The sequence below is a fragment of the Pseudomonas oryzihabitans genome (assembly GCF_006384975.1).
Classification (GTDB): domain Bacteria; phylum Pseudomonadota; class Gammaproteobacteria; order Pseudomonadales; family Pseudomonadaceae; genus Chryseomonas; species Chryseomonas psychrotolerans_B.
On sequence record NZ_CP021645.1, the window covers coordinates 4,414,993 to 4,441,477 of the forward strand.

Sequence of the window (26,485 nt, forward strand, 5' to 3'; positions counted from 1 at the left end):
GCTCCCGCAGCTGGCTCGTCCGTTCGATACAGAGTCCTGCATGTTTGGATCCGACGACAAGAAGTCTCCCGCCACGGAGAAGAAAGGCCTGTTCGGCTGGTTCCGCAAGAAGACCGCCGAACCCGTAGAGACGCCAACCGAAGCCCCGGCGGCCGCTCCTGAGGAGCACACGCCCGAGCCAACGGCCAGCGAGCCGGTGCGACATCCGGAGCCGGTGCCCGAGCCGCCCGAGGCCATCCCCTCGCTGACGCCGGTACCGGCGCCCGAGGAAGAGGCGCCGTCGCCGGTCGCCCTCACGGCGCTGGTCGAGCCACTGGTGATAGATCCCATCGTGCCGCCGGTCGAGATCGAACCCGAGCTGGAGCCCGAGCCGCAACCTGCGCCCGAGCCCGAGCCCGAGCCAGTCGCACCTGTTGCGCCCGTTGCTCCGGTTCGTCCGGAGCCAGTAGTGGCAGCGCCCGAGCCCGCTCCGCAACCGGTCGCCGCCGCTGCGGCCGAGCCGGCCAAGCTGGGTTTCTTCGCCCGCCTGCGCCAGGGCCTGTCCAAGACCAGCGCCAGCCTCGGCGAGGGCATGGCCAGTCTGTTCCTCGGCAAGAAGGCCATCGATGATGACCTGCTCGAAGAGCTGGAAACCCGCCTGCTGACCGCCGACGTCGGGGTCGAGGCGACTGGCGTGATCATGCGCAACCTGACCCAGAAGGTGGCGCGCAAGCAGCTGGCCGACAGCGAAGCGCTGTACCAGGCGCTGCAACAGGAACTCACCGAGATGCTGCTGCCGGTGGAGCAGCCGCTGGTGATAGATACCTCGCACAAGCCCTATGTCATCCTGGTGGTCGGCGTGAACGGCGCCGGCAAGACCACCACCATTGGCAAGCTGGCCAAGCGGCTGCAGAACGAAGGCAAGAAGGTCATGCTGGCCGCCGGTGACACCTTCCGCGCCGCTGCCGTGGAGCAACTACAGGTCTGGGGCGAGCGCAACCGTATCCCGGTGATCGCCCAGCACACCGGCGCCGATTCCGCCTCGGTGATCTTCGATGCCGTCCAGGCGGCCAAGGCCCGCGGTATCGATGTGCTGATCGCCGACACCGCCGGCCGCCTGCACACCAAGGACAACCTCATGGAGGAGCTGCGCAAGGTGCGCCGGGTGATCGGCAAGCTGGACGAGGCGGCGCCCCACGAGACCCTGCTGGTCCTGGACGCCGGCACCGGCCAGAACGCCCTCAACCAGGCCAAGCAGTTCCACAATGCGGTGCCCCTGACCGGCCTGGCCCTGACCAAGCTCGACGGCACCGCCAAGGGTGGGGTGATCTTCGCCCTGGCCAAGCAGAGCGCCCTGCCGATCCGCTACGTCGGCGTCGGCGAAAGCATCGATGACCTGCGCCCGTTCGAGGCGCGGCCCTTCGTCCAGGCCTTGTTCGCGGAGCGTGGTGTCTCATGATCCAGTTCGACCGCGTCTCCAAGCGCTATCCCAACGGTCACGTCGGCCTGCAGGAACTGAGCTTCCGTGCCGAACGCGGCGAGATCCTCTTCGTCACCGGCCACTCCGGTGCCGGCAAGAGCACCCTGATGCGGCTGATCCTGGCCATGGAAAGGCCCACCGGCGGCAAGCTGACCCTGGCCGGCCAGGACATCTCGCGCATCACCAATGCGCAGATTCCCTTCCTGCGCCGGCAGATCGGCGTGGTCTTCCAGAACCACCAACTGCTGTACGACCGCACCGTGTTCGACAACGTCGCCCTGCCGCTGCAGATCCTCGGCCTGTCCAAACCCGAGATCGCCAAGCGGGTGGCTGCGGCGCTGGAGCGCGTCAGCCTCAAGGACAAGCTCGACGACTACCCGGCCGAGCTCTCCACCGGCCAGCAGCAGCGGGTTGGTATCGCCCGCGCCGTGGTGCATCGTCCGGCCCTGCTGCTGGCCGACGAACCCACCGGTAACCTCGATCCCCGGCTGGCCTCGGAAATCATGGGTGTCTTCGAAGACATCAACAGCCTCGGCACCACGGTGCTGATCGCCAGCCACGACCATGCCCTCATCGCCCGGCTGCGCCATCGCATGCTCACCCTGCAGCGCGGCCGCCTGATCGGCGACGAAGAGGAGAGCCAGCCATGAGTGCCAACGAACTCCCGCGCGGCCAGGAGCAGGGCGGCAAGCCCCAGCGTCCGCAACGCCAGGCCCCGAAGAAACCCAAGAGCGACTGGCGCGGTCCGCTGCACGCCTACCTCGAAGCCCACCGTACCGGCCTGAGGGACAGCCTCAGACGCATGGTGCAGCAACCCATAGGCACCTTCCTCACCTGCCTGGTGATGGGCATCGCCCTGGCCCTGCCCATGGGGGTGTCGCTGCTGCTGAAGAACGTCGAGCGCCTTGGCGGCTCCTGGCAGCGCGCGGCGCAGATCTCGGTATTCCTCGACCTGCGCACCGGCCAGGACCAGGCCGAGGTGCTGATGAGCCAGATCAAGGTGCTGCCGGATGTGGCCGAGGCGCGCTGGATCAGTCCGGACGATGCCCTGAAGGAATTGCAGCAAGACGCCGGTATCGGCGAGGCGCTGCGCGAATTGCCGCAAAATCCGCTGCCCGGGGTCATCGCCGTGACGCCCAAGGAAATCGACAAGAGTCGCCTCGACATGCTGCGCAGCCAACTGGCCGAGATGAACGGCGTGCAGCAGGTACAGCTGGACATGCAATGGGTCGAGCGCCTCACCGCCATCCTCAAGCTGGGCGAGCGGTTCGTCTTCGGCCTGACCGTGGTGCTGGTGATCGCCCTGCTGCTGGTGATTGGCAACACCATCCGCCTGGCCATCGAGAACCGCCGTACCGAGATCGAGGTGGTCAAGCTGGTGGGTGGCACCGATGGCTACGTGCGCCGTCCCTTCCTCTACATGGGTGCGCTGTTCGGCCTGGGCGCCGGCATCGCCGCCTGGGCACTGCTGGTCTTCGGCCTGAACTGGCTCAACGCGGCGGTGATCGACCTGGCCGGTCTCTACGGCAGTGATTTCGCCCTGGGCAGCGTCGCTGTGGAAGACGGTCTACAACTGCTGATCGGCGCTGTGCTGCTCGGTTACATCGGCGCCTGGCTGGCGGTCGCCCGCCATTTGCGCGAACTCGCCCCGCGCTGACGAACGGCCGTTTCCGACACCTTTGGAAACGGTCTAAACCCCTGATGAAACAAGCCTTTCGCGGGCATTTTCAGCTGGGGTTAAGGGAACCTCGGCTAGTCTAGCGCTGTCCAAAAAATCAGTGTTAGACTGCCCAGTGCTTAGTGAATCGGAGGATTCGCATGACCACTTCGTTGCAACCTGTTCCTACATTGGTTCCCGGCGCCAGCCTGGAAGCCTATGTGCACTCGGTGAACAGCATTCCGCTGCTCACTCCGGAGCGGGAGCGTGAACTGGCTGAGCGCCTCTTCTACAAGGAAGACGTCGAGGCCGCCCGGCAGTTGGTACTCGCGCACCTGCGTTTCGTGGTGCATATCGCCAAGAGTTATTCCGGCTATGGCCTGGCCCAGGCCGATCTGATCCAAGAAGGCAACGTCGGCCTGATGAAGGCCGTGAAGCGCTTCAACCCCGAGATGGGCGTGCGCCTGGTGTCCTTTGCCGTGCATTGGATCAAGGCCGAGATCCATGAATTCATCCTGCGCAACTGGCGCATCGTCAAGGTGGCCACCACCAAGGCCCAGCGCAAGCTGTTCTTCAACCTGCGCAGCCAGAAGAAGCGGCTGGCCTGGCTGAACAACGACGAAGTCCATCGCGTAGCCGAAACCCTGGGCGTCGAGCCACGGGAAGTGCGCGAGATGGAAAGCCGCCTGACCGGTCAGGACATGGCCTTCGATCCGGCCAGCGATGCCGATGACGATACCGCCTACCAGTCGCCGGCCCAGTACCTGGAAGACAGCCGCTATGATCCGGCCCGCCAGTTGGAAGAAGCCGACTGGAGCGACAGTTCCACGGCCAATCTGCACGAGGCCCTGGAGCGTCTGGACGACCGCAGCCGTGACATCCTCTACCAGCGCTGGCTGGCCGAGGAAAAGGCCACGCTGCACGAGCTGGCGGCCAAGTACAACGTCTCGGCGGAGCGTATCCGCCAGCTGGAAAAGAACGCGATGAACAAGCTCAAGGGCAACATCGCTGCCTGATCCAGACGTTGATCGAGAAGCCGCGCCTTAGGGCGCGGTTTTTTTATGTCCGCAAGTTCGTGTGCTGTGGTCCAGGGCGCAGGTTTCAGGCTAGCGCGGCCATGGCTGCGATAATCTGGGAAAGACCCAACCCGGTAGGGTGGAAAACCGCCCAGCGTTTTCCACGCGTGAGTGCTTCAGATCGCGAGGGTCGTGTTGGGCCGAATAGCTCAGTGGAAAAGGCTGCGCCGTTTTCCACGCTACGTCGCCTTGCTCTACTGCCCGGTCATCCGCCGCAAATACTCGCTGCCGCCCAGCTGGCGTTCCTGCTGGCGGATCCAGGCGGCGCGTTCGGCGACGTAGGCGCTGGGGCGGCTCGGGCTCCATTCGCGCGGATTGGGCAGCACCGCGGCCAGCAGGCTGGCCTGGCGTTCCGATAGCGCATCGGCGTCCACGCCGAAATAGTGGCGCGCCGCGGCCTCGGCGCCGAACACGCCGTCGCCCCATTCCACGCTGTTGAGATAGACCTCGAGGATGCGTTGCTTGGACCAGAAGGTTTCCAGCAGCACGGTGAACCAGGCCTCGAAGGCCTTGCGCAGGTAGCTGCGACCGCTCCAGAGAAAGAGATTCTTGGCGGTCTGCTGGCTGATGGTGCTGGCGCCGCGCAAGGAACCGCCCGCCTCGTTATGGTCGAAGGCCTGGCGGATCGCGGTGAAGTCGAAACCCCAGTGCTCGGCGAAATGCTGGTCTTCGCCGGCGATGACCGCCATCTTCAGATCGTCCGGTAACTCCTTCCAGGGGCGCCAGTCGCGCTGCAGGTCGATGGGCTTGCCATCGATCCAGGATTCGATCTTGCGTTCCACCATCAGCATGCTGCCCGGCGGCGGCACCCAGCGCAGGACCAGCACCACGGCGGCGCTGAGGGCGGCGAACCAGAGGGCAACACGCAGGAGACGGCGGAGGAGGGTACGCAGCATCGGCTTGGTCTTTGGCGATTAGCGGGCCATTATAACCAACGCTTGCCTTCCATCGCCCGGGAAAACCCATGTTGCGTCTCTTCCTGCTGTTCGCCGCTCTGGCCAGTTTCACCGGTGTCGGCCTGGGGGCCTTCGCCGCCCATGGTCTAAAGGAGCGTCTGTCCGCCGAGTATCTGGCCGTCTTCCAGACCGGTGTGCTCTATCAGCTCATTCACGCCCTGGCGCTGTTCGGCGTCGCCCTGTTGTCACTGCATTTCCAGGGGCGCCTGGTGGCCTGGGCAGGGGGCTTCTTCATCGCCGGCATCCTGTTGTTTTCCGGCAGTCTCTATCTGCTGACGCTCACGGGAGTGTCTCGGCTGGGCATCGTCACGCCCTTCGGTGGACTGTGCTTCCTGCTGGGCTGGGCCTGCCTGGCCTTGCTCGCCTGGAGACTCAATAGTCTCTGAGCGGTGACAGGCCGTCGTCTGCGCTTGGTCGCCGCTGCAATGCACGGCCGACCGGCGTAGAATGCCGGCTCACCCCGCGACGATGCTTTTTCCATGCAGATCCTGTTGAACGGCGAATCCCTTGAGTTGCCGGACGGTACCACCGTCGCCGACCTGCTCGTGCGTCTCGAATTGACCGGGCGGCGGGTAGCGGTGGAGCGCAACCTCGACATCGTGCCGCGCAGCCAGCACGCCACCACCGCCCTGGCGGACGGCGACCGGCTGGAAGTGGTCCACGCCATTGGCGGCGGCTAGCCGCGAAAGAGGAATCCAGATGAAAGACACTCCCTTTACCCTGGCCGGGCGCACCTATGAGTCGCGCCTGCTGGTCGGCACCGGCAAGTATCGTGATCTCGAAGAGACCCGCGTGGCCATCGAGGCCTCGGGTGCCGAGATCGTCACCGTGGCGGTGCGCCGTACCAACCTCGGCCAGAATCCCGGCGAGCCCAATCTGCTCGACGTGATCTCGCCCGAGCGCTACACCATCCTGCCCAATACCGCCGGCTGCTATGACGCCGTGGAGGCGGTACGTACCTGCCGTCTGGCCCGCGAGCTGCTCGACGGTCACAACCTGGTCAAGCTGGAAGTCCTGGCCGACCAGAAGACCCTGTTCCCCAATGTCATCGAGACCCTCAAGGCGGCCGAGACCCTGGTGGCCGACGGCTTCGACGTCATGGTCTACACCAGCGACGACCCCATCGTCGCACGCCAGCTGGAAGCCATCGGCTGCATCGCCGTGATGCCGCTGGCCGGCCTGATCGGCTCGGGCCTGGGCATCTGCAACCCCTACAACCTGCGCATCATCCTCGAAGAGGCCAAGGTGCCGGTGCTGGTGGATGCCGGCGTGGGCACCGCGTCGGACGCCACCATCGCCATGGAGCTGGGTTGCGAGGCAGTGCTGATGAACAGCGCCATCGCCCATGCCCGCGAGCCGGTGTTGATGGCCGAGGCCATGAAGCACGCCATCGTCGCCGGCCGCCTGGCCTATCTGGCCGGCCGCATGCCGCGCAAGCTCTATGCCACGGCCTCCTCGCCGCTGGACGGCCTGGTCAACTAAGACCTGGCGCCCTCTATCACGCGCCCGGCTTTGCCGGGCGTCTCTTTTTCTCACTATCGATAACACCATGACCGATCATCAAGACGACCAGACTCCCGACCGCCCCCTGCGCACCATCAAGAGCTTCGTGATGCGGGCCGGCCGCATGACCGAGGGCCAGCAACGCGGTCTCGACCAAGGCTGGCCGCGCTTCGGTCTGGAATTGTCCGACGGCCCCCGGGATTTCGACCAGGTATTCGGACGCCAGGCGCCGCGCACCTTCGAGATCGGTTTCGGCATGGGCCATTCCACCCTGGAAATGGCTGCCGCCGCGCCGGAGCAGGATTTCATCGGTGTCGAGGTGCATCGTCCTGGCGTGGGGGCACTGCTCAACGGCGCCATGACCCAGGGGCTGACCAACCTGCGGGTCTACAGCTGCGATGCCCTGGAAGTACTGCGCCACAGCGTTGCCGACGCCAGTCTGGACCGGGTGTTGCTGTTCTTCCCCGATCCCTGGCACAAGAGCCGCCACCACAAGCGGCGGATCGTGCAGCCGGCCTTCGCCGAACTGGTCCGGCAGAAGCTCAAGGTCGGCGGCGTGCTGCACATGGCCACCGATTGGCAGGCCTATGCCGAACACATGCTCGAGATCATGAGCGCCGCGCCCGGTTACCGTAATCTGGGCGACGCTTCGGGCTACGTACCCCGCCCCGAAGAGCGCCCCATCACCAAGTTCGAGCGGCGTGGCGAGCGCCTGGGGCATGGCGTCTGGGATTTGAAATTCGAGCGGCTGGACTGACCGCGCGTCGCGGATGAGCAGTGGTTGAGCTGTAAATAGCCTATTGGCATGATGGCAGTTTGCCGTGATGGACCCTCACCATCGGGGTACGTACGTAGGGACGAGCACCATGTCTGCCGACCACCACAGTGAACCAGGGCGCCGTTCGCCAGGTACCGCTCAGTGACTCTGGGCGCGGACAGCGAGCTGGACGCCCTCCGTCAGCTGGAAGCCGAGCGTAGCGCTCGCCAGCGTACCGAGCGCTCGCTGGACCTGATGGCCTCGGCTTTCGCCCTGTGCCGTGATGCCATGGCCGTGTTGAGCGAGAATGGCCAGATCATCGAGGCCAACGAGGCGCTGTGCAAATTGATGCTGAGCGCTGGCAAGAGCGTTTCCGGCCAATACCTGTCGCATTATATCAAGCTGCCGGAGGCGGCGATCCAGGCCTTCGAGCGCCACGGCTATGCCTTGTCCGAGGCCAGTTTCCACGTTTCGGCCAAGCGCGTGACGCCGATGGAGATCAGCCTCAGCCGTTTCGCTGGCGAAGGTGGCGCCGAGGGCTACGTCATCGCCAGCCTGCGTGACATCACCGATCGCAAGCGTGCCGAACAGGCGCTGGAGCGCCTGGCGCTGAGCGACGGCCTGACCCAGCTACCCAACCGCTCCGGTTTCTATCGCCGCTTCGAGGACTGCCTGCGGGACCTCGCCACGGGGCGCAACCTGGCCGTACTCTTCATCGATGTCGATGGTTTCAAGGAGGTCAATGACTCCCTGGGCCATGAGGCGGGCGATGAACTGCTCAGAGTCCTGGCCGCGTCCCTGCAGGACAGCCTGGGCGAGGGCGAACTCCTGGCGCGTTGGGGTGGCGATGAGTTCGTCGCCGCCATCGTGGTGGACAGTCGCAGCCAGGCCCGCCAGATTGCCGAGCGCCTGTTGCAGGTGATCGGCCGGCCGCGACGTATTGCCGAGCACGATATCCGGGTATCCGCCAGCATCGGTCTGAGCCTGACCCCCGAGGATGGCCAGAACGCCGAGACCCTGCTCAGCAATGCCGATGCCGCCATGTACGCGGCCAAGAGCGCCGGCAAGAGCCGAGCGCGCTTCTACGACCCAGAATTCACCGCCGAGGCGCTGCGCAAGGTCACCCTGCTGGCCCACCTGCATGCCGCCATCGAGGCGGAAGACATCAAGTTCGTCCTGCAACCCAAGTTCGATGCCGAGCGCCGCCTGGTCAGTGCCGAACTGCTGGCGCGCTGGGAATGCCCCAATGTGGGAGCGGTACTGCCCAGCGTCTTCGTCGCCCTGGCCGAGCAGAACGGCATGGCCTCGGCCCTGGGCCGCCTGGCGATCCGGCGCGCGGCGGCCTATGCCCGCGACCTGCAGCAGGCGGGGGTGAGCATCCCGGTGGCGGTGAACATTTCCGCGCGCCAGGTGGCGGATGATGAGCTGGGCCTGGTGCTGGAGCGTGCCTGCGCCGAATTCGGCGTGCGGCCGTGGGCGCTGGAGCTGGAGGTGACCGAATCGGTGTTCCTGCAGCGCGGCGCGCCGGAGCGGCGCCTGGGCCGCCTGCGTGACCAGGGGTTCCGGGTGGCCATGGACGACTTCGGCACCGGTTATTCGTCCCTGAGCTATCTGCATCGCCTGTCCTTCGACACCATCAAGATCGACCGCAGCTTCCTGCTGTCGGTGGACCGCGACGCCCGCTCACGGCAACTGTTGGCAGGGATTGTCAGTCTGTGCCGGGCGCTGAACATGCAGATCGTCGCCGAGGGCGTGGAAACCCAGGCGCAATTCGAACTGCTCAAGAGCCTGGGGGTGGATACCTTTCAGGGCTTCCTGCTCGGTCGGCCGCAATCGCTGGAGAGCCTGTTGCTGCTGGCCGGCGTTGTGGACTACGCGCCGCTCTAGCTGCGACGTTCGGCCAGGACACCCAGCAGGCAAACACCGATCAGCAAGACCGGCGCCAGGGCGTAGTTGTTGAACTGCGCCAGGCCCTTCACTACCCAGGGCGTGAGGAAGGTCATGGCGGCGCCGTAGATCGCCAGGCACGCCAGGGCGAAGGCCGGTACCCGGATGGCGGTGGGCAGGCTGCCGAGGCGCGCCTGGATGAAGGCGTTGACCTGGCTGCCGAACAGCACCAGCAGGGTGGCGGTGACCGCCAGGGCCACTTCGTCGAGATGGCTGCGGCTCCAGCGGGAGAGGTCGGCGATATGGTTGAGCACGAAGTCCAAGGCAGAGCTCCTCGTCAGTCAGGCAGAAAGGATTGCAAGAGGTCGTTCAGGAACAGCTGGCCGCGGGCGGTGGGCCGCAGGCGCTCCGGGTCGTCCGCCAGCAGGCCGTCGCTCCGCGCCGCGGCCAGGGCGGGCGCCAGTTCGTCCAGCGATTGACCGGTCCGCTGCGGATACCAGGCGGCCGGTACCCCGTCCACCAGGCGCAAGGCGTTCATCATGAACTCGAAAGGCAGGTCGGCCGCTTCCAACCGCTTCTCGCCGGCCTGGAAGGGTTTGGCCGGGTCGAGGTAATCCTTGGGTAGGCGGGTCTTCCAGCTGCGCAGCAGGCGGCCGTCCGGCGCGCTGAGCTTGGCGTGGGCACCGGCGCCGATGCCGAGGAAGTCACCGAAGCTCCAGTAGTTGAGATTGTGCCGCGCCTGGCGCCCGGGCTGGGCGTAGGCGGAGGTTTCGTACTGCCGATAGCCGGCGGCGGCCAGACGGGCCTGACCAGCTTCCTGGATGTCCCAGAGCACCTCGTCCTCGGGCAGTTCCGGTGGCTGGCTCCAGAACACCGTATTGGGTTCCATGGTCAACTGGTACCAGGACAGGTGCGTCGGCGCCAGGGCGATGGCTTGCTCCAGATCGCCCAGGGCATCGGCCAGGCTCTGCTCCGGCAGGCCGTGCATGAGGTCCAGGTTGAAGTTGTCGAAGCCGGCGGCGCGCGCCCGGTCGGCGGCGCGGATGGCTTCTTCACGCCCATGGATGCGCCCCAGCGCCTTGAGTTTTTCGTCCTGGAAACTCTGGATACCGATGGACAGCCGATTGATGCCAAGCCCGCGATAGGCGACGAACTTGGCCTGCTCGAAGGTACCCGGATTGGCTTCCAGGGTGATCTCGATATCGGGCGCGAAGTCCAGGCGCCTGGCCACGCCTTCCAGCAGCCGACCCAGGGCCGTGGCCGAGAACAGGCTGGGGGTGCCGCCACCGAAGAAGATCGAGGTCAGCGTCCGGCCATGGACGTGGACCAGGTCGTTATCGAGGTCGGCCAGCAAGGCGTCGACATACTCCACTTCCGGCAGGTTCGGGCCGGCGGCGTGGGAGTTGAAGTCGCAATAGGGGCACTTGCGCACGCACCAGGGGATATGGATATAGAGCGCCAGCGGCGGTAGGGCGAAGGCGTGCGTCACAGGCCGAGCCGTTGCTTGAGCTGGGCCATGGCGCGGGCGCGATGGCTGCGCTGGTTCTTTTCCGCGGGCGCCAGTTCGGCCGCGGAGACCGCCTCGCCGTCGGGCTGGAACAGCGGATCGTAGCCAAAGCCATGCTCGCCCTGGGCGGCATGCAGGATGCGCCCGGGCCAGAGGCCTTCGCAGAGGATCGGCAGCGGATCGTCGGCGTGACGTACCAGCGCCAGCACGCAGACGAACTGGCCGGTGCGTTCGGCGTCGGGGACGTCGCGCAGGGCGTCGAGTAACTTGGCGTTGTTGGCCGCATCGCCCTGGCCATCGGCGTAGCGCGCGGAATAGATGCCGGGGGCGCCGCCGAGGGCGTCCACTGCCAGCCCCGAATCGTCGGCCAGGGCCGGCAGGCCGGACAGACGCGCGGCGTTGCGTGCCTTGAGGATGGCGTTCTCGACGAAGGACAGGCCGGTTTCCTCGGGCTCCACCTGGCTGAACTCGCCCACTGAGCGCACCCGCACCTGGCCGCCGAGCATGGCCTGGAGTTCCTTGAGCTTGCCGGCGTTGTGGCTGGCGAGGACCAGTTCGGTAAGGTCGGACATGAGGACACCGCGTCGCGTGATGAAGGGCGGCGTATTGTACGCGAAGCCGGGGCTACGCTGGCCGCGCCGCCGGTCACACGGCGACGCGATGCTCCTGCAGGCGCGGCGCGCTGACCCGGTAGATGCCGATCTCGCCGAGCAGGTTGGGCCACAGCTTGCTGGCCCAGCCGTGGCGGTGCTGACGGTCCACGGCGAGGCGATCCAGCACCTGGGCGCGCTGCTCGCGGCAGAGGCGCTCGAAGTCCTCGAAGGTGCAGAAGTGGATGTTCGGCGTGTTGTACCAGGTGTAGGGCAGGAAGTCCGAGACCGGCATGCGGCCCTTGGTGCCCAGGTACAGCCGGCAGCGCCAGTGGCCGAAGTTGGGGAAGGTGATGATGCACTGGCGACCGACCCGCAGCATCTCCTGGAGGATGCGGTCGGGGTATTGCAGGGCCTGCAGCGACTGGGTCATGACCACCACGTCGAAGCTGTCGCTGGCGAAGTTGGCCAGGCCACCGTCGAGATCCTGCTCGATGACATTGACGTCCTTGAGCAGGCATTCGGCGATCTTGTCCGGGTCGATCTCCAGGCCGTAACCGGTGACCTGCTTGTGGTCGCGCAGCCAGGCGAGCAACTCGCCGGTGCCGCAACCGAGGTCGAGCACCCGGCTGCCGGCGGGGATCCATTCCTGAATGATGTCCAGATCGGCGCGCACGGCAGCTATACCTCGATACGGGTCATGTAGTGGGAGAAGGCCTGCAGATAGCGCGGGATGGGGATGAGGAAGGCGTCATGGCCCTGGGGCGCGTCCACCTCCAGGTAGCTGACGTCCTTGCGCGCGGCCATCAGGGCGTTGACGATCTCCTTGGAGCGCGCCGGCGAGAAGCGCCAGTCGGTGGTGAAGGAGACGATCAGGAAGCGCGCCTGCACCCCGGACAGGGTCTTGGCCAGGTTGCCGCCATGGGCGTGGGCCGGATCGAAGTAGTCCAGCGCCTTGGTCATCAGCAGATAGGTATTGGCGTCGAAGCGGCCGGAGAATTCCTCGCCCTGGTAGCGCAGGTAGCTCTCCACCTGGAATTCGACGCTGTGGAAGTCATAGTTGAGCTGGTCGGTCTTGAGTTCGCGACCGAATTTCTCGCCCATGGCCTCGTCGGAGAGGTAGGTGATGTGCCCGACCATGCGCGCCAGCATCAGGCCGCGCTTGGGGATCACGCCCTTTTCCTGGAAGTGGCCGGCATGAAAATCCGGGTCCGAGAGGATGGCCTGGCGCGCCACCTCGTTGAAGGCGATGTTTTCCGCCGACAGCTTGGGCGCCGAGGCGATGGCCAGGCAGTGGCGGATGCGCTCGGGGTAGCTGATGGCCCATTGCAGCGCCTGCATGCCGCCCAGGCTACCGCCGATCACCGCCGCCCACTGCGCGATGCCGAGGCGGTCAGCCAGGCGCGCCTGGCTGTGCACCCAGTCTTCCACGGTGAGTACCGGGAAGTCGGCGCCATAGGGGCGGCCGGTCGCGGGATTGGGACTGCTCGGTCCGGTGGAGCCATTGCAGCCGCCCAGGTTGTTGAGGGCGACGACGAAGAATTTGCGGGTATCGATGGGCTTGCCCGGGCCGATGCAACTGTCCCACCAACCCGGTTTGCGATCTTCGAGACTGTGGTAGCCCGCCGCGTGGTGATGGCCGGAAAGCGCGTGGCAGATCAGCACCGCGTTGCTGCGGCTGGCGTTGAGTTCGCCATAGGTCTCGACCATGAGGTCGTAGGCCGGCAGGGTGCGACCACAGGCCAGGGGCAGGGGCTCGCTGAAATGCAGCAGCTCGGGGGTGACCAGGCCGACGGAATCTTCGGGGATGACGCTGGGCATTGACGGCTCGTCCGGTGCGGGGCTCGCCAGTCTAAAGAGCACCGCGAGGAGCGGCAAGGGCAGGCGCGCCGGCGCCGCCGCGCGCCAGGTTCTGTACGAAAAATCGCCGAGCGAAGGTCAGGCGAGGCGAAAAAGGCTGAGGAAGCGGAGTTTACGCGTGGTAAATGAGCATTCCGAAGCCTTTTTCAACGAAGCATCACCGAGCGCAGGTATTTTTCGTATAGAACCTAGGCTCAGCTCACCCGCGCGAGGGGTAGGGGCACCACGTTGTCATGGCGCTGGGAGGGGGCTGGGCGCGCGATCTGCTTGAGCATGTCGCTGACTTCGCTGAGCTGCTTGTGCAGCACTTCCTCGTGCACCTGCAGGCGGCGCACCTGCTCCTGACTGTTGAGGTTCTGCTGGGTGAGTTGCTTGAGCGCCAGCATGCTGGTTTCCAGCAACTGCTTCTGCTCGCGGGTGTGCTGGACCAGCGGGGTCAGGGCGCCGTCGTTCCAGCGCAGCACCTGGGCATGGGCGCCTTCCTGCAGGGCCTGGACTTCCTGGGCGACGGTGGCGAAGAAGCGGCGGGCCAGGGCGCTCTGCTCGGTGAGCAGGGTCTTGACCTGGCGCTGCACTTCCTCGGTCTTGAGCTGCAACTGGCGCAACTCGCGCACATAGGGGCGAATGCGCAGGCGCGGCGCCTCCAGCGGATGCAGGGGATTCTCGGCATTGTGCCGCTGGTAGACGGCGCTTAGCACCTTGTTGGCGCGATCGGCCTCGTTGTCCAGGGCCAGCAGGTCGTGCTCGACCATGCGGAAGAACTGCGCGATGGACTGATTGATGCCAATTGTGGTGAGGCTGGTACGAAATTCGCGGCGGGCGGTTTCCAGGTGGCTGTCCAGGCGTTGCGGAGCGACCAGGTCGACGAGCAGCTTGCGCTGGCCGGCCAGCATGTTCTGGGTGGTGCGCAGGTCCAGCAGGCGGCGGTGGTACTGATCGTATTCCTGACGCGTGCGGGCGGTCTGCAGTTCGAGACCGGCGCCGGGCATTTCCTCCTCGGCCAATTGCTCGTACTGGCCGCGGATGGCCTCCAGGCGCTGTTCGATGAGCGTCTGACTGGCGCCCAGCAGGCTGCTGGCCTGCTGCACGATGCGCTGTTGCAGCAGTCGTTCGCGCGACCCGACAATGCGGTCGGCGAGCAGGTGCTCCAGGCTGTCCAACTGGCTGCGCGCCAGCAATTCCAGATCGCCGCGCACCTTGCCCAGCAGCGCCTGTTTGGCGGACAGCGGCAGGATATGCTCGGCCGGCAGTGCCAGCTGGCGGGCGCTGGCCTGGCGGACGTTTTCCAGGGATTGGGCGACGTGGGCGCTACCGCCGAGGTCGTCCCAGAGGCTGTCGATCTTGTTCATCACCGCGAACAGCCGCTCGGAGCTGTCGCCCAGCGCTGGCTTGACGCATTGCTCCCAGAGCGCTAGGTCCGAGGCGGTCACCCCGGTATCGGCGCCGATGAGAAAGAGCACGGCCTGGGCATGGGGCAGCAGCGACAGGGTCAACTCGGGCTCGGCGCCCAGGGCGTTGAGGCCGGGAGTGTCGAGGATGCGCAGGCCCTGGCGCAGCAGGGGGTGGTCGATGCTGATCAGCGCATGGCGCCAGGCCGGGACGCTGACCAGACCGGCCTCCCCGGTCTGCTCCAATTGCGCAGGATCGAAGCCCAGTTGCGTGGCGAAAGCCGGTTCGACGTCGCGGGTTTCGGTGACCTTGGCCAGCAGCGTGGCCATGGCATCCGGTTGCCGTTCATCGAGGGGCAGGCGTTGCCAGGCCTCCGGTGTCTTGCGCCAGGCGACCAGGCTGCGGTCGTCCAGCCGACTGTCGATGGGCAGCAACTGCAGGTAGGGGCCGTCGGCCTGAGCGTCGAAGAAGATCTCGGTGGGGCACATGGTGGTGCGCCCGGCCTGGGACGGCAGCATGCGCTGGCCGTAGTCGGCGAAGAAGAGGGCGTTGATCAGCTCGGTCTTGCCACGGGAGAACTCGCCGGCGAAGGCCAGGGTGATGCCGTCGGCCTGCAACTCGCTCTGGCAACTGGCCAGGGCGGCGTCCAGGGCTGGGGAGGCGAGACGGTTACGCTGCAACCAGTCGCGGTAGCGGCCCAATTGGGTATCGAGCTCGGCTTTCCACGCGGCATAGGCATCGACGTGGCGGAACAGGCGTTCCATAGGTGGACTTCCTTGACCTGAACAGCTAAAGGCAGGACGTTGCCCCAGCATCCAGAGGAGGTCAATGCCACCTCGGTCACGGCGCGGCGGGCGGTCGTGACCGAGGGGCGAGTGGTGCTAATGATCGGATATCAGAGGAAGGGCGCGAGGATCTGCGGCATGCCGGTGGCCGCGGCCAATTGGCCGATGACGAAGCGATCCAGCAGATTGATCACGATGAAGGCGAAGATCGGCGACAGGTCCAGGCCACCGAGGCTGGGCAGCAGGCGGCGGAAGGGCGCCAGCAGCGGCTCGCAGATCTGGTTGACCAGTTCGGCGGCGGGGTTGTGGGTCTGGGGCGCTACCCAGGAGAGGATGACGCTGATGATCAGGGCGAAGAAGAACACCTTGAGGAACAGCGAGGCCACGCCCAGCAGGGCCCAGATCAGCAGGGCGGGGAACAGGCCGGCGATGCTGGCGCCGAGCAGGACCACCACGATCATCATCAGCGCCAGCTGGACCAGGACGGCCAGCACCAGCGCCGCCAGATCGACGCCGCCGAAGCCGGGAATGATGCGCCGCACCGGCTTGAGCAGCGGCTGGGTGGCGCGCACGGTGAATTGCGAGAGCGGATTGTAGAAGTCGGCGCGGACCAGCTGCAGGATGAAGCGCAGCAGGATGATCAGCAAGTAGAGGCTGCCGAGGGTCTGGATGACGTAGACGAGAGCTTGCGCGAGAGCGGACATGGATACTCCTTATCGATCCGGCAACTGGGCCAGTTCCGCGGCCCGGTCGGCCGCGGCAGTGAGGGCTTCCTCGACCAGGTCTTCAAAGGCCCCGGCTTGGAAGGTTTCGATGGCGCGCTCGGTGGTGCCCTTGGGGGACATCACCGAGCGGCGCAGTTGTTCGGGGGTGCGATCGCCCTGGCAGGCCATGGCGGCGGCGCCGCGGGCGGTGTGCAGGGTCAGTTGCTCGGCGACTTCGGCCGGCAGGCCCAGCTTGATGCCGGCCTGGGTCATGGCTTCCATCAGCAGGAAGAAATAGGCCGGACCGCTGCCGGAGACGGCGGTGACCGCATCCAGCTGCTGTTCTTCGTCGACCCAGAGCGCCAGGCCGACCGCGGCGAGGATCTCCTGGGCACGGGCGCGCTGTTGGTCGTTGACCTGCGCGTTGGCGAACAGGCCGCTGGCACCCAGGCGCAGTTGCGAGGGCACGTTGGGCATGCAGCGCACCAGGGGGCGCTCCCCCAGCCAGCGCGTCAGGCTGGCGCAGGTGATGCCGGCAGCGACCGAGACGATCAACTGGTCCGGACGCAGGTGCGGCGCCAGTTCCTGGCAGACCTCGCCCATCACCTGGGGCTTCACGCCCAGCACCACCACGTCGGCGTTATCCAGGACGGCGACATTGCTGGCTTCGACCCGGATGCCATGCGCCTGGGCCAGCGCCTCGCGCTTGGCCGGATTGCGATTGCTGGCGCTGAGCTGCTGGGCCGGTACGCCCTGGGCGAGCAGCCCGCCGATGATGGCGCCGGCCATGTTGCCGGCACCGATGAAGGCGATGCGGGTGTCGTTCATCGAGACTTCCTAGGTTGAAGAGGCGGCGGCGCCATAGTCGCGGGCGCCAAAGAGAGCGGTACCGATGCGGACCCAGGTGGCGCCCTCGGCGATGGCGGCTTCCAGGTCCTGGCTCATGCCCATGGACAGGGTGTCCAGATCCAGGTTCAGCGCTTCGCTCAAGGCCCGCAGGCGGGCGAAGGCGGCGCGCTGGCTGGCCGGGTCGTCGGTGGGTTCGGGGATGGCCATCAGGCCACGCAGGCGCAGGTTGGGCAACTGGCTCACGGCGGTGGCCAGGGCCGGCAACTCGTCGGGGTGGCAGCCGGACTTGCTGGCCTCGCCGCTGACGTTGACCTGCAGGCAGATGTTCAGCGGCCCACGCTCGGCGGGGCGCTGTTCGGCCAGGCGCTGAGCGATCTTCAGGCGATCCACCGAGTGCACCCAGTCGAAATGGCTGGCGATGGCGCGGGTCTTGTTGGACTGGATGGGGCCGATGAAATGCCACACCAGCGGCAGGTCGGCCAGCGTCGCCTGCTTGTCCAGCGCCTCTTGCAGATAGTTCTCGCCGAAGTCGCGCAGCCCGGCGGCGGCCGCCTCGCGCAAGGCCGCGGCTGGCTTGGTCTTGCTCACGGCCAGGAGGCCGACAGTCGCGGGATCGCGGCCTGCCGTCCGGCTGGCGGCGGCGATGCGTTCGAGTACGGTTGCGCTATTCTCGGCTATCGTGGACATTCAGCCCCTGCTTGCGTCGGCGCATCCGGCAGGCCTTGGCGTACCGGATGAATAAGTGGCGGTAACCAGGTCAGACCGCCAATGCTGCGCGGCATTCTACCTGCTTGCTCGACATCTGGGAGTCCCATGGATATCACCGAATTGCTGGCCTTTTCCGCGCGGCAAGGCGCCTCCGACCTGCACCTCTCCGCCGGCCTGCCGCCGATGATCCGCGTCGATGGCGACGTGCGCCGCATCAACCTGCCGGCCTTCGAGCACAAGCAGGTGCACGCGCTGATCTATGACATCATGAACGACAAGCAGCGCAAGGACTTCGAGGAATTCCTGGAGACCGACTTCTCCTTCGAGGTGCCGGGCGTGGCGCGCTTCCGGGTCAACGCCTTCAACCAGAATCGCGGCGCCGGCGCGGTGTTCCGCACCATTCCCTCCAAGGTGCTGAGCATGGAGGAGTTGGGCATGGGCGAGGTGTTCAAGAAGATCACCGACGTCCCCCGTGGCCTGGTGCTGGTGACCGGGCCGACCGGCTCGGGCAAGTCCACCACCCTGGCGGCCATGCTCGACTACCTCAATAACACCAAGTACCACCACATCCTCACTATCGAAGACCCCATCGAATTCGTCCACGAATCCAAGAAGTGCCTGGTCAACCAGCGCGAGGTGCACCGCGACACCCTGGGCTTTTCCGAAGCCCTGCGCTCGGCGCTGCGCGAAGACCCGGACATCATCCTGGTGGGCGAACTGCGCGATCTGGAGACCATCCGCCTGGCACTGACCGCGGCCGAGACCGGGCACCTGGTGTTCGGCACCCTGCACACCACCTCGGCGGCCAAGACCATCGATCGGGTGGTGGACGTCTTTCCGGCGGAAGAGAAAGCCATGGTGCGCTCCATGTTGTCGGAATCCCTGCAGGCGGTGGTCTCCCAGACCCTGCTCAAGAAGGTCGGCGGCGGCCGGGTAGCGGCCCACGAGATCATGATCGGCACCCCGGCCATCCGTAACCTGATCCGCGAAGACAAGGTGGCGCAGATGTATTCGGCGATCCAGACCGGTGGTGGCCTGGGCATGCAGACCCTGGACATGTGCCTCAAGGCCTTGCTGTCCAAGGGCTTGATCAGCCGCGACGCGGCGCGCGAGAAGGCCAAGACGCCGGAGAATTTCTGATGGAGTTCGACAGATTCCTGCAACTGATGGTGGACAAGGGGGCGTCCGACCTCTTCATCACCACCGGTGTACCGCCCTCGATGAAGATCAACGGCCGCATGACGCCGGTCACCAAGGACTCGCTGTCGCCGGACCAGTGCCGGGCCATCGTGCTGGGGGTGATGACCGACGAGCAGCGCCAGGAATTCCAGCAGAAGCGCGAGTGCAACTTCGCCCTCAGCGCCCGCGGCATCGGCCGCTTCCGGGTCAGCGCCTTCTACCAGCGCAACCTGGTGGGCATGGTGCTGCGGCGCATCGAGGTCAACATTCCCACCGTCGAGCAGTTGCGGCTGCCGGAGATCATCAAGAAGCTGGCCATGACCAAGCGCGGCCTGGTGATCTTCGTCGGCGCCACCGGCACCGGCAAGTCTACCTCGCTGGCGGCCATGATCGGCCATCGCAACAAGAACTCGGCCGGCCACATCATTTCCATCGAAGACCCCATCGAGTACATCCACCAGCACCAGGGCTGCATCGTCACCCAGCGCGAGGTGGGTATCGACACCGAATCCTTCGAGGTGGCGCTGAAGAACACCCTGCGCCAGGCGCCGGACGTCATCATGATCGGTGAGATCCGCAGCCGCGATACCATGGAGCACGCCCTGGCCTTCGCCGAGACCGGCCACCTGTGCCTGGCGACCCTGCACGCCAACAACGCCAACCAGGCGTTGGATCGCATCATCCACTTTTTTCCGGCGGATCGGCACAGCCAGATCTGGATGGACCTCTCGCTCAATCTCAAAGGCATCGTCGCCCAGCAACTGGTCCCCACCACCGACGGTCAGGGCCGCCGCGCGGTGATCGAGGTGCTGCTCAACACCCCGCTGGCCGCCGATCTGATTCGCAAGGGCGAGGTGCACGAACTCAAGGCCCTGATGAAGAAGTCCGTCGAGCTGGGTATGCAGACCTTCGACCAGTCGCTCTATGGCCTCTATAGCGAAGGCGAGATCAGCTACGAGGCCGCCCTGGCCCATGCCGATTCCGCCAACGACCTGCGGCTGATGATCAAGCTCGGCTCGGAGACGGATGCCGATCACCTCAACCAGGTTACCCGTACGTTGACGGTGGACATGGGCGACGAGCCGCCCAAGCGTTTCCGCTAACTTTCACCAGCGGTGGCTGCCAGCGTCCTGGCCTCGCGCAGAGCGGCGACCAGGGCCTGGCGCGCCTGCTCCTGCTGTCGGGCATCCGGAGTGCGCAGGATGTAGGAGGGGTGATAGGTGGCGATGATCCAGCGCTCGTCCAGGCGCAGCGGCCGGCCCATGAATTGCGCCAGGCCTCTTGGCTTGCGCCGGAGCAGGGCTTCCAGCGCCGTCGAGCCGAGCGCGACCACCACTGTCGGCTGGATATCGCGCAGTTCCTGCTCCAGCCAGTAGCGGCAGGGCGCGATCTCCGGGCCCGGGGTGACGTGCTTGCGTCTGAGTCCCTGGGGAATCCATTTGAAGTGCTTGACCGCATTGGTGAGGAATACCTCGTCACGGCCGAGTCCCGCCTCGGCGAGCGCCGCCATCAGCACCTGGCCGGCTGGGCCGACGAAGGGGCGACCCGCCAGGTCTTCCTGATCGCCAGGCTGTTCGCCCAATAGCAGGATGCGCGCCGTACGTGGACCTTCGCCGGCCACCGGCTGGGTGGCCTTTTCCCAGAGGTCGCAGCGGCGACACTCGTCGAGGGTAGTGGGCAGCGGTCGCTCCGGCTGGGCGCGTTCGGCGGCGATCAGCACCTCGCGACCGGCCTGGCGGCCAACGGCTTCGGCCTGAGCCAGGCGCTGGGCGCCCGCGCGGGCTTCGCTGAGCAGCGCCGGGATCAGTGGACCTTCCGGCAGATCCTTCCAGAAGCGTGCCGGCATGTTGCCTCTCAGAGTCCGCGGATTGGCCCGTGCCGGATTGAAGGTGCTGCGGTAATAGGCGCGCCAGAGTTCGTCGCCGGCGTTGCGGTCGTCATCCTCCGGCGTTTGGCGAGCCAGCTGCTGCAGGTCGGCGGGGCAGGGCTGCACGATATTGAGCGCCTGGCCGTCCCAGAGCGCGGCGGCTTCGGGCGTGGCGATCAGCCAGCTGCTGTTGCCCATGCGGTCGCAGAAGTGCGGCGCCGCCAGGGCCAATACATCGTGGGCCGGCTGGTGCCAGGCTACCCAGGCCGGCGGGCCGGCACTTTCCGCACGCGGACGAAATCTGAGGAAGGCGTGCACATGGTGGATCTCGCGGCGGATCGCCTTGACCCGGCGCTGCAATTCGCTGCCGTCCTCGTCACCGGCCAGCATGGCTGCCCGTTCGCCGCGGGCGACGCGCCAGAGCACCTGGTAAAGCAGCGCCCAGCGATCGTCGCTGCGAAAGCAGGCGGCGTAGGTCAGGGCTTCGGCCAGTTGCGGCGGGATGCGTATGGCGCCGCTGGGCGGGGGCGCCACGACTTCGGCCGGTTCGTCGAACAGATCGCCCAGGCCGCGACTCTCCTGCCAGCTCACCTGGGCCGGCGGGATACCGGCCTGCAACAGCCGCCGCGCCTCCTTGCGCCAGCCGGCGAAGGTGCCGTCGAAATCGACTCTCTGCATCTAGAGCAGGGCGAGCTGGGCGGGCGGTTCGGCGAGCTGCCGGCGCAGGTCCAGGGACTCGGCCAGGCGCGGTTGCGGGCGATAGTCCTGGGTGACGATGAAGGGGCGCGCCTTTTCCACGCTGCATTTCAGGCGGATCAGGTCGGCGTAGCGGATGCGTCGCTCGCGTCTGAGCTCCACCAGCCGCTTGGCCGAGAGCACGCCGATGCCGGGTACCCGGGCGATCAGCGCCTGGTCGGCGCGATTCAGGTCCAGCGGGAAGATGGCGCGATTGTGCAGCGCCCAGGCCAGCTTGGGGTCCACGTCCAGCGGCAGCTGGCCGTCTTCGGTGGGGAGTTCCGCCGCCTGGAAGCCATAGCCGCGCATGAGGAAGTCGGCCTGGTACAGCCGGTGCTCGCGCAGCAGCGGCGGTGGTTGCAGCGGTACGGAGCCCGGGCTTTCCGGGATGGGGCTGAAGGCCGAGTAATAGACCCGCTTCAGGCGATAGGCGCCATAGAGCGTCTGGGCGGTATCGAGGATGGTGCGGTCGTCGGTGGCGTCGGCGCCGACGATCATCTGGGTGCTCTGCCCGGCCGGGGCGAAGCGCGGTGCCTTGGCTTCGGCCTCGGCCTCTTCCAGGCCCAGGCGGATGTTGCCCATGGTCTTGCGGATGCTGCTGCCGTTCTTTTCCGGCGCCAGCTTGACCAGGCTGCTTTCGGTGGGCAGCTCGATGTTCACCGACAGGCGATCGGCATAGAGACCGGCCTGGGCGATGATCTCGGGATCGGCGTCGGGAATGGTCTTGAGGTGGATGTAGCCGCGGAACTGGTGCTGCTCGCGCAACAGCTGGGCCACCCGGGTCATCTGCTCCATGGTGTAGTTGGAGGAACGGATGATGCCGGAGCTGAGAAATAGCCCGCTGATGACGTTGCGGCGGTAGAAGTCGAGGGTCAGCTGCACCACTTCCTCGGGCGTGAAGCGCGCCCGCGGTACGTTGCTGCTGCGACGATTGACGCAGTACTGGCAGTCGTACTGGCAGAAGTTGGTCAGCAGCACCTTGAGCAGTGCCACACAGCGGCCATCGGGCGTGAAGCTGTGGCAAATGCCCATGCCATCGGTCGAGCCCAGGCCGTCCTTGCCTTTCGAACTGCGCTTGGGCGCGCCGCTGCTGGCGCAGGACACGTCGTACTTGGCGGCGTCGGCGAGAATGATCAGCTTGTCGGCGAGCTCCATCGAGATCTCCTGGACTGTGATTGCATACAGTATCCAGGAAGCGGAGCGTCGTTCAATGGCTTTGCGCCGGGCGGCGCCGAGTGGAGCGACAGTCCGCCGGGCGGCAGGGGCCCGGCGGAGCGAGGGGCGGGATCAGGACTTGCGGGTACGCTTGGTACGCGGCTTGTCGGCAACGGGGGAGCTTTCCGCGGCCAGGGTGGTGGGTTGTTGCAGCACCCGCTTGGCCGAGGCGAATCTCTTGTTCCAGTACGGCTTGCTCAGGTGGTCGACCCGGACGCTCTCGCCACTGCGCGGGGCATGGACGAATCTATCGTTGCCCAGGTAGATGGCCACGTGGTCGATGCCGCTACGCTGACCGGTCTTGAAGAACACCAGGTCACCGGCCTTGAGATCGCTGCGCGCGACCTTGGGGCCCTTGAGCTGGGCCAGCTCACGCGAGGTCCGCGGCAGCTTGACGTTGTGCACGTCACGATAGACGTAATTGACCAGGCCGCTGCAATCCAGCCCGTTCTTTGGACTGTTACCGCCGAAGCGGTAGGGCGTCCCAACCAGGTCCATGGCGCGGGTAGCGACCTGGGCGCCAACGCTACGCGTCGCCGCCTGGGCGGTGGCCTGCTTACGGTGCAGGGCACTGGTGGCCCGCGCCGCGCGCTTGGCGCGAGCATTGGAGGCGGCTTGGGTATGGCTGTCCGCAGCGGCAACATGCCGGGCTGCGGTCTTGTGAGTTGTAGCGACGGCGACGTGCCGGGCTGCAAGCTTGTGATGTGGAGCGGCGGTAACATGCCGTGCTGCGACCTTATGGACCGGAGCGGCAGTGCGCGCTGCAGAGTTCTCTTTCGCTTGCGCGGCCACTGGCAGCGCAAGACAGGCGGAGAGCCATGTCAGAAGAAATAGACGCATTGTCGTAGGGGTGTCTGAAGATCGAAGCGAGGGATTCTATACCAACCCTGTGGATATTTTGTGCACCTCTCATCAAGAAATTATGTAATTTTTAGCGGAAAGTGAGGTCCTTAGAGCGCCAACCAGTGAGACTCCCTGGGCATTCATCCAGTTTTCGACAGAAAATCATGGTGAAGGTAAGGGTGTAGGTATAGGCATCCTGTCAGCATTCAGCGAGGTAGTAGGCATGAGGTATCAGGACACCCACAGCAAGGTCATGGGCTATCTGTTGTGGATCTTCGGTTTTCTCGGCGCTCATCGCTTCTACTATGGCAAGCCGGTCACCGGCACTATCTGGTTCTGTACCCTCGGCCTGCTGGGCATCGGCTGGCTGATCGACCTGTTCCTGATTCCGGCCATGGATCGCGAAGCGGACCTGCGCTTCCAGGCGGGATCGATCGACTACAGCCTGGGCTGGATTCTGCTGACCTTCCTCGGCGTCTTCGGTGCCCATCGCCTTTACCTGGGCAAGTGGATCACCGCGGTCCTCTATTTCTTTACGGCGGGTTTCTTCCTGCTGGGTGTGCTCTATGACTTCTGGACGCTGAACTCGCAGATCTCCGAAGAGAATCGGCGGCGGCTGGTGCGCTAGAGCAGACTGTTCGGCAAAAGCAGAAGGGGCTCCGTGGAGCCCCTTTTTTCATGCATCGCGCCGGTAGGTCGCGCGACCGCCCACCAGGGTGCGCTCGACGCGCCCCGGTAGCGTCAGGCCCTGGAAGGGGCAATTGCGTCCGCGCGAGAGCCACGGCGTGTCTGCCTGCCGGGTCGCCTCCTGGGAGAACAGCACCAGGTCGGCCGGCTGGCCCTTGGCCAGGCGGCCGAAGGGCAGGCGCAGCGCGCGAGCCGGACCGGTGGTCAGGCGCGCCAGCAGGGTCGGCAGGTCCAGCAGGCCGTCAGCCACCAGGCTCAGGGCCAGTGGTAGCAGCAATTCGACGCTGCTGATGCCCGGCTCGGTGGCGGCGAAGGGTGCCAGCTTGGCGTCCGCCTCGTGGGGCTGGTGATGGCTGGAGATGGCGCCGATCACGCCGTCACGCACCCCTTCGCGCAGGGCGTCGCGGTCGCGCGCGGTGCGTAGCGGCGGCTTGACGTGATAGAGGCTGGAAAAGCCCTGCAGCGCCTCATCGGTGAGCAGCAGCTGGTAGAGCGCCACGTCGGCGGTCACCGGCAGGCCACGGGCCTGGGCAGCGGCGATCATCTCCACGGCGCGGGCACTAGTCAGTTGAGCGAAGTGGGCTCGTACGCCGCTCTGTTCCACCAGCAGCAGGTCCCGGGACAGGGCGATGGTTTCGGCTGTCTCCGGGATGCCGGTGAGGCCGAGGAAGCTGGCGGTAGGGCCCTCGTGGGCGAGGCCGCCTTCGGCCAGATCGGCGTCCAGGGCGGTGAAGATCACGGTCAGGTCGAAGGTCGCCGCATACTCCAGGGCCCGCCGTTGTACCCGCAGGTTCTCGAATGGCTGCAGGCCATTGGTGAAGGCGACGCAGCCGGCGTCACGCAGCGCCATCAGTTCGGACAGCTGCTCGCCGCCCAGCCCCTTGGTCAGGGCGCCGACGGGATGGACCCGGACGTGATCGGCCGTGCGGGCACGGTCGAGGATGAGTTCGGCCACCGCCGTGGTATCCAGCACCGGGCGAGTGGTCGGCGGGCAGCACAGGCTGGTGACGCCACCGGCCGCAGCGGCGCGGGTCTCGCTGTCGACGTTGCCCTTGCGGGTCAGGCCCGGTTCGCACAGGGCGACGTCCAGGTCGACCAGGCCTGGGGCCAGGATCAGACCGCGGGCCTCCAGCTGCTCGGCGGCCTGGAAGCCCTTGGGTGCTTCACCCAGCGCCAGGATGCGCCCCTCGTCGATATGGACGTCGCTGACCTGATCGAGGCCGGTGGCCGGGTCGATCACCCGGGCATTGCGGATGCTCAGGCTCACTGCGCATTCTCCTGTAGCTGACGCTGGGCCGTCTGCCCGCTCATGGCCATCGACAGCACCGCCATGCGGACCGCGATGCCGTAGGTGACCTGGTTCAAGATGACCGATTGCTCGCCGTCGGCGACCGCGGACTCGATCTCCACGCCACGGTTGATCGGGCCGGGGTGCATGACGATGGCGTCCGGTCGCGCCCGCGCCAGGCGCTGGCGGGTCAGGCCGAACAGCCGGTAGTACTCGCCCTCGCTGGGCAAGAGGCCACCCTGCATGCGCTCGCGCTGCAGGCGCAGCATGATCACCACGTCGACGCCTTCCAGGCCGTCGGCCAGGTCGGTGTAGGTGCGTACGCCATAGAGTTCTTCGAGGCCGACCGGCAGCAGGGTACGCGGGGCGATGACGCGGATGTCGCGGCAGCCCAGGGTGCGCAGCGCCAGCATGTCGGAACGGGCGACTCGCGAGTGCAGGATGTCGCCGACGATGGCCACCGACAGGTTGGCGAAGTCGCCCTTGTGCCGGCGGATGGTCAGCATGTCGAGCATGCCCTGGGTAGGATGGGCATGGCGACCGTCGCCACCGTTGATGATGGCGACGTCGGGGCAGACGTGCTCGGCGATGAAGTGGGCGGCACCGGAGTCGGCGTGGCGCACCACGAACATGTCGGCGGCCATGGCCTCCAGGTTGCGCAGGGTGTCGAACAGCGTCTCGCCCTTGCTGGTGGAGGAGGTGGAGACGTTGAGGGTGATGACGTCCGCCGACAGCCGCTTGGCGGCCAGTTCGAAGGTGGTACGGGTACGGGTCGAGTTCTCGAAGAAGACGTTGCACACCGTCTTGCCGCGCAGCAGCGGCACCTTCTTCACCGCCCGGGCACCGACTTCGAGGAAGGAGTCGGCGGTATCGAGCAATTCGGTCAAGAGTTCGGCGGGCAGGTCATCGAGTGACAGGAAATGGCGCAATTGGCCCTGAGCATTGAGTTGCAGCGAACGCGTAGCGTCGGTCATGGCAGCGAAT

At 66.2% G+C, this 26,485-nt stretch carries 27 protein-coding genes; 12 read left to right on the top strand and 15 right to left on the bottom strand.

Annotation, left to right across the window (positions count from 1 at the left end; translation table 11 throughout):
- Window positions 1-40 precede the first annotated feature (40 nt).
- The 4 genes from ftsY to rpoH all read left to right on the top strand — a co-directional run bounded on the left by ftsY (window position 41) and on the right by rpoH (window position 4,132).
- On the top strand, window positions 41-1,438 hold the full coding sequence (ftsY, locus tag CCZ28_RS19840; RefSeq protein ID WP_140220520.1) for a signal recognition particle-docking protein FtsY: 1,398 nt from the start codon (window positions 41-43) through the stop codon (window positions 1,436-1,438).
- Complete coding sequence (gene ftsE, locus CCZ28_RS19845) at window positions 1,435-2,109, top strand: cell division ATP-binding protein FtsE (RefSeq protein ID WP_058762944.1); 675 nt, start codon at window positions 1,435-1,437, stop codon at window positions 2,107-2,109. The genes ftsY and ftsE overlap by 4 nt, the downstream gene beginning before the upstream one ends.
- Entirely contained in the window at window positions 2,106-3,116 is a 1,011-nt protein-coding gene (gene ftsX / locus CCZ28_RS19850) for a permease-like cell division protein FtsX (protein WP_140220521.1), read from the top strand. The genes ftsE and ftsX overlap by 4 nt, the downstream gene beginning before the upstream one ends.
- Before the next feature lie 161 nt (window positions 3,117-3,277).
- The gene (rpoH, locus tag CCZ28_RS19855; RefSeq protein WP_058762946.1) at window positions 3,278-4,132 is read left to right on the top strand and encodes an RNA polymerase sigma factor RpoH; all 855 of its coding nucleotides are present in this window, start codon (window positions 3,278-3,280) and stop codon (window positions 4,130-4,132) included.
- A gap of 254 nt (window positions 4,133-4,386) precedes the next feature.
- Here rpoH and mtgA read toward each other — a convergent pair whose 3' ends face one another.
- On the bottom strand, window positions 4,387-5,088 hold the full coding sequence (gene mtgA / locus CCZ28_RS19860; protein ID WP_140220522.1) for a monofunctional biosynthetic peptidoglycan transglycosylase: 702 nt from the start codon (window positions 5,086-5,088) through the stop codon (window positions 4,387-4,389).
- A 68-nt stretch (window positions 5,089-5,156) separates the two neighbouring features.
- On the opposite strand from mtgA, the gene CCZ28_RS19865 reads away from it, so the two are divergent.
- The 5 genes from CCZ28_RS19865 (at window position 5,157) to CCZ28_RS19885 (ending at window position 9,295) form a co-directional block, all read left to right on the top strand.
- On the top strand, window positions 5,157-5,534 hold the full coding sequence (locus CCZ28_RS19865) for a DUF423 domain-containing protein (protein WP_140220523.1): 378 nt from the start codon (window positions 5,157-5,159) through the stop codon (window positions 5,532-5,534).
- 93 nt (window positions 5,535-5,627) lie between these two features.
- Window positions 5,628-5,828, top strand: coding sequence for a sulfur carrier protein ThiS (thiS, locus tag CCZ28_RS19870; RefSeq protein WP_140220524.1), 201 nt, complete (start codon window positions 5,628-5,630; stop codon window positions 5,826-5,828).
- A 19-nt stretch (window positions 5,829-5,847) separates the two neighbouring features.
- Window positions 5,848-6,630 (top strand): thiazole synthase, encoded by a 783-nt coding sequence (locus tag CCZ28_RS19875; RefSeq protein ID WP_140220525.1) that lies wholly within the window; start codon window positions 5,848-5,850, stop codon window positions 6,628-6,630.
- Window positions 6,631-6,736: 106 nt separating this feature from the next.
- Window positions 6,737-7,408 (top strand): tRNA (guanosine(46)-N7)-methyltransferase TrmB, encoded by a 672-nt coding sequence (gene trmB / locus CCZ28_RS19880; protein WP_240795310.1) that lies wholly within the window; start codon window positions 6,737-6,739, stop codon window positions 7,406-7,408.
- 162 nt (window positions 7,409-7,570) lie between these two features.
- Window positions 7,571-9,295, top strand: coding sequence for a putative bifunctional diguanylate cyclase/phosphodiesterase (locus tag CCZ28_RS19885; RefSeq protein WP_205894604.1), 1,725 nt, complete (start codon window positions 7,571-7,573; stop codon window positions 9,293-9,295).
- On the opposite strand, the gene CCZ28_RS19890 is transcribed toward CCZ28_RS19885, so the two are convergent.
- The 9 genes from CCZ28_RS19890 to CCZ28_RS19930 all read right to left on the bottom strand — a co-directional run bounded on the left by CCZ28_RS19890 (window position 9,292) and on the right by CCZ28_RS19930 (window position 17,666).
- On the bottom strand, window positions 9,292-9,618 hold the full coding sequence (locus tag CCZ28_RS19890) for a DUF3392 family protein (protein WP_059229783.1): 327 nt from the start codon (window positions 9,616-9,618) through the stop codon (window positions 9,292-9,294). The genes CCZ28_RS19885 and CCZ28_RS19890 overlap by 4 nt on opposite strands.
- 14 nt (window positions 9,619-9,632) lie before the next feature.
- Window positions 9,633-10,784: a radical SAM family heme chaperone HemW gene (gene hemW, locus CCZ28_RS19895; RefSeq protein WP_140220527.1), complete on the bottom strand. Its 1,152-nt coding sequence runs from the start codon at window positions 10,782-10,784 to the stop codon at window positions 9,633-9,635.
- A complete protein-coding gene (gene rdgB, locus CCZ28_RS19900) occupies window positions 10,781-11,374 on the bottom strand; it encodes an RdgB/HAM1 family non-canonical purine NTP pyrophosphatase (RefSeq protein WP_140220528.1) in 594 nt (197 codons plus the stop codon). Before rdgB ends, hemW begins: the two co-directional genes overlap by 4 nt.
- A 73-nt stretch (window positions 11,375-11,447) precedes the next feature.
- Window positions 11,448-12,068, bottom strand: coding sequence for a methionine biosynthesis protein MetW (gene metW, locus CCZ28_RS19905; protein WP_140220529.1), 621 nt, complete (start codon window positions 12,066-12,068; stop codon window positions 11,448-11,450).
- Window positions 12,069-12,073: 5 nt separating this feature from the next.
- Window positions 12,074-13,213: a homoserine O-succinyltransferase MetX gene (gene metX / locus CCZ28_RS19910; RefSeq protein WP_140220530.1), complete on the bottom strand. Its 1,140-nt coding sequence runs from the start codon at window positions 13,211-13,213 to the stop codon at window positions 12,074-12,076.
- A 233-nt stretch (window positions 13,214-13,446) separates the two neighbouring features.
- Window positions 13,447-15,405 (bottom strand): dynamin family protein, encoded by a 1,959-nt coding sequence (locus CCZ28_RS19915; protein ID WP_140220531.1) that lies wholly within the window; start codon window positions 15,403-15,405, stop codon window positions 13,447-13,449.
- Window positions 15,406-15,536: 131 nt separating this feature from the next.
- Window positions 15,537-16,130 (bottom strand): YggT family protein, encoded by a 594-nt coding sequence (locus CCZ28_RS19920; protein ID WP_140220532.1) that lies wholly within the window; start codon window positions 16,128-16,130, stop codon window positions 15,537-15,539.
- A 9-nt stretch (window positions 16,131-16,139) separates the two neighbouring features.
- The gene (gene proC / locus CCZ28_RS19925) at window positions 16,140-16,958 is read right to left on the bottom strand and encodes a pyrroline-5-carboxylate reductase (RefSeq protein ID WP_140220533.1); all 819 of its coding nucleotides are present in this window, start codon (window positions 16,956-16,958) and stop codon (window positions 16,140-16,142) included.
- 9 nt (window positions 16,959-16,967) lie between these two features.
- The gene (locus CCZ28_RS19930; RefSeq protein WP_140220534.1) at window positions 16,968-17,666 is read right to left on the bottom strand and encodes a YggS family pyridoxal phosphate-dependent enzyme; all 699 of its coding nucleotides are present in this window, start codon (window positions 17,664-17,666) and stop codon (window positions 16,968-16,970) included.
- Between the two features lie 126 nt (window positions 17,667-17,792).
- Here CCZ28_RS19930 and pilT point away from each other — a divergent pair, with 126 nt between their 5' ends.
- Window positions 17,793-18,827: a type IV pilus twitching motility protein PilT gene (gene pilT, locus CCZ28_RS19935; protein ID WP_140220535.1), complete on the top strand. Its 1,035-nt coding sequence runs from the start codon at window positions 17,793-17,795 to the stop codon at window positions 18,825-18,827.
- The gene (locus CCZ28_RS19940; RefSeq protein ID WP_140220536.1) at window positions 18,827-19,969 is read left to right on the top strand and encodes a PilT/PilU family type 4a pilus ATPase; all 1,143 of its coding nucleotides are present in this window, start codon (window positions 18,827-18,829) and stop codon (window positions 19,967-19,969) included. Before pilT ends, CCZ28_RS19940 begins: the two co-directional genes overlap by 1 nt.
- On the opposite strand, the gene CCZ28_RS19945 is transcribed toward CCZ28_RS19940, so the two are convergent.
- The 3 genes from CCZ28_RS19945 to CCZ28_RS19955 all read right to left on the bottom strand — a co-directional run bounded on the left by CCZ28_RS19945 (window position 19,966) and on the right by CCZ28_RS19955 (window position 23,523).
- Window positions 19,966-21,411, bottom strand: a complete 1,446-nt coding sequence (locus CCZ28_RS19945; RefSeq protein ID WP_140220537.1) for a UdgX family uracil-DNA binding protein — start codon at window positions 21,409-21,411, stop codon at window positions 19,966-19,968. The genes CCZ28_RS19940 and CCZ28_RS19945 overlap by 4 nt on opposite strands.
- Window positions 21,412-22,623, bottom strand: a complete 1,212-nt coding sequence (locus CCZ28_RS19950; RefSeq protein WP_140220538.1) for a putative DNA modification/repair radical SAM protein — start codon at window positions 22,621-22,623, stop codon at window positions 21,412-21,414. It lies immediately after the preceding gene.
- Between the two features lie 132 nt (window positions 22,624-22,755).
- Complete coding sequence (locus CCZ28_RS19955; protein ID WP_140220539.1) at window positions 22,756-23,523, bottom strand: C40 family peptidase; 768 nt, start codon at window positions 23,521-23,523, stop codon at window positions 22,756-22,758.
- A gap of 226 nt (window positions 23,524-23,749) precedes the next feature.
- Between CCZ28_RS19955 and CCZ28_RS19960 the strand changes: the two genes are divergently transcribed.
- Window positions 23,750-24,154 (top strand): NINE protein, encoded by a 405-nt coding sequence (locus CCZ28_RS19960; RefSeq protein ID WP_140220540.1) that lies wholly within the window; start codon window positions 23,750-23,752, stop codon window positions 24,152-24,154.
- A 48-nt stretch (window positions 24,155-24,202) separates the two neighbouring features.
- Here CCZ28_RS19960 and CCZ28_RS19965 read toward each other — a convergent pair whose 3' ends face one another.
- Together CCZ28_RS19965 and CCZ28_RS19970 are read right to left on the bottom strand one after the other, a co-directional pair.
- Window positions 24,203-25,480: a dihydroorotase gene (locus CCZ28_RS19965; RefSeq protein WP_140220541.1), complete on the bottom strand. Its 1,278-nt coding sequence runs from the start codon at window positions 25,478-25,480 to the stop codon at window positions 24,203-24,205.
- Window positions 25,477-26,475 carry an aspartate carbamoyltransferase catalytic subunit gene (locus CCZ28_RS19970; protein WP_058762969.1) on the bottom strand — a complete coding sequence of 333 codons (999 nt, stop codon included), beginning with the start codon at window positions 26,473-26,475 and terminating at the stop codon, window positions 25,477-25,479. Before CCZ28_RS19970 ends, CCZ28_RS19965 begins: the two co-directional genes overlap by 4 nt.
- Window positions 26,476-26,485: the final 10 nt, after the last annotated feature.

Excerpts from the sequence above, each read along its gene's own strand:
- rdgB (WP_140220528.1), bottom strand. The coding sequence starts at position 11,374 with ATGTCCGACCTTACCGAACTGGTCCTCGCCAGCCACAACGCCGGCAAG.
- thiS (WP_140220524.1), top strand. The coding sequence starts at position 5,628 with ATGCAGATCCTGTTGAACGGCGAATCCCTTGAGTTGCCGGACGGTACC.
- CCZ28_RS19960 (WP_140220540.1), top strand. The coding sequence starts at position 23,750 with ATGAGGTATCAGGACACCCACAGCAAGGTCATGGGCTATCTGTTGTGG.
- CCZ28_RS19950 (WP_140220538.1), bottom strand. The coding sequence starts at position 22,623 with ATGGAGCTCGCCGACAAGCTGATCATTCTCGCCGACGCCGCCAAGTAC.
- CCZ28_RS19930 (WP_140220534.1), bottom strand. The coding sequence starts at position 17,666 with ATGTCCACGATAGCCGAGAATAGCGCAACCGTACTCGAACGCATCGCC.
- proC (WP_140220533.1), bottom strand. The coding sequence starts at position 16,958 with ATGAACGACACCCGCATCGCCTTCATCGGTGCCGGCAACATGGCCGGC.
- CCZ28_RS19970 (WP_058762969.1), bottom strand. The coding sequence starts at position 26,475 with ATGACCGACGCTACGCGTTCGCTGCAACTCAATGCTCAGGGCCAATTG.
- pilT (WP_140220535.1), top strand. The coding sequence starts at position 17,793 with ATGGATATCACCGAATTGCTGGCCTTTTCCGCGCGGCAAGGCGCCTCC.
- mtgA (WP_140220522.1), bottom strand. The coding sequence starts at position 5,088 with ATGCTGCGTACCCTCCTCCGCCGTCTCCTGCGTGTTGCCCTCTGGTTC.
- ftsE (WP_058762944.1), top strand. The coding sequence starts at position 1,435 with ATGATCCAGTTCGACCGCGTCTCCAAGCGCTATCCCAACGGTCACGTC.
- ftsY (WP_140220520.1), top strand. The coding sequence starts at position 41 with ATGTTTGGATCCGACGACAAGAAGTCTCCCGCCACGGAGAAGAAAGGC.
- metX (WP_140220530.1), bottom strand. The coding sequence starts at position 13,213 with ATGCCCAGCGTCATCCCCGAAGATTCCGTCGGCCTGGTCACCCCCGAG.
- CCZ28_RS19955 (WP_140220539.1), bottom strand. The coding sequence starts at position 23,523 with ATGCGTCTATTTCTTCTGACATGGCTCTCCGCCTGTCTTGCGCTGCCA.
- CCZ28_RS19915 (WP_140220531.1), bottom strand. The coding sequence starts at position 15,405 with ATGGAACGCCTGTTCCGCCACGTCGATGCCTATGCCGCGTGGAAAGCC.
- ftsX (WP_140220521.1), top strand. The coding sequence starts at position 2,106 with ATGAGTGCCAACGAACTCCCGCGCGGCCAGGAGCAGGGCGGCAAGCCC.
- rpoH (WP_058762946.1), top strand. The coding sequence starts at position 3,278 with ATGACCACTTCGTTGCAACCTGTTCCTACATTGGTTCCCGGCGCCAGC.
- CCZ28_RS19940 (WP_140220536.1), top strand. The coding sequence starts at position 18,827 with ATGGAGTTCGACAGATTCCTGCAACTGATGGTGGACAAGGGGGCGTCC.
- CCZ28_RS19920 (WP_140220532.1), bottom strand. The coding sequence starts at position 16,130 with ATGTCCGCTCTCGCGCAAGCTCTCGTCTACGTCATCCAGACCCTCGGC.
- CCZ28_RS19875 (WP_140220525.1), top strand. The coding sequence starts at position 5,848 with ATGAAAGACACTCCCTTTACCCTGGCCGGGCGCACCTATGAGTCGCGC.
- CCZ28_RS19945 (WP_140220537.1), bottom strand. The coding sequence starts at position 21,411 with ATGCAGAGAGTCGATTTCGACGGCACCTTCGCCGGCTGGCGCAAGGAG.
- CCZ28_RS19865 (WP_140220523.1), top strand. The coding sequence starts at position 5,157 with ATGTTGCGTCTCTTCCTGCTGTTCGCCGCTCTGGCCAGTTTCACCGGT.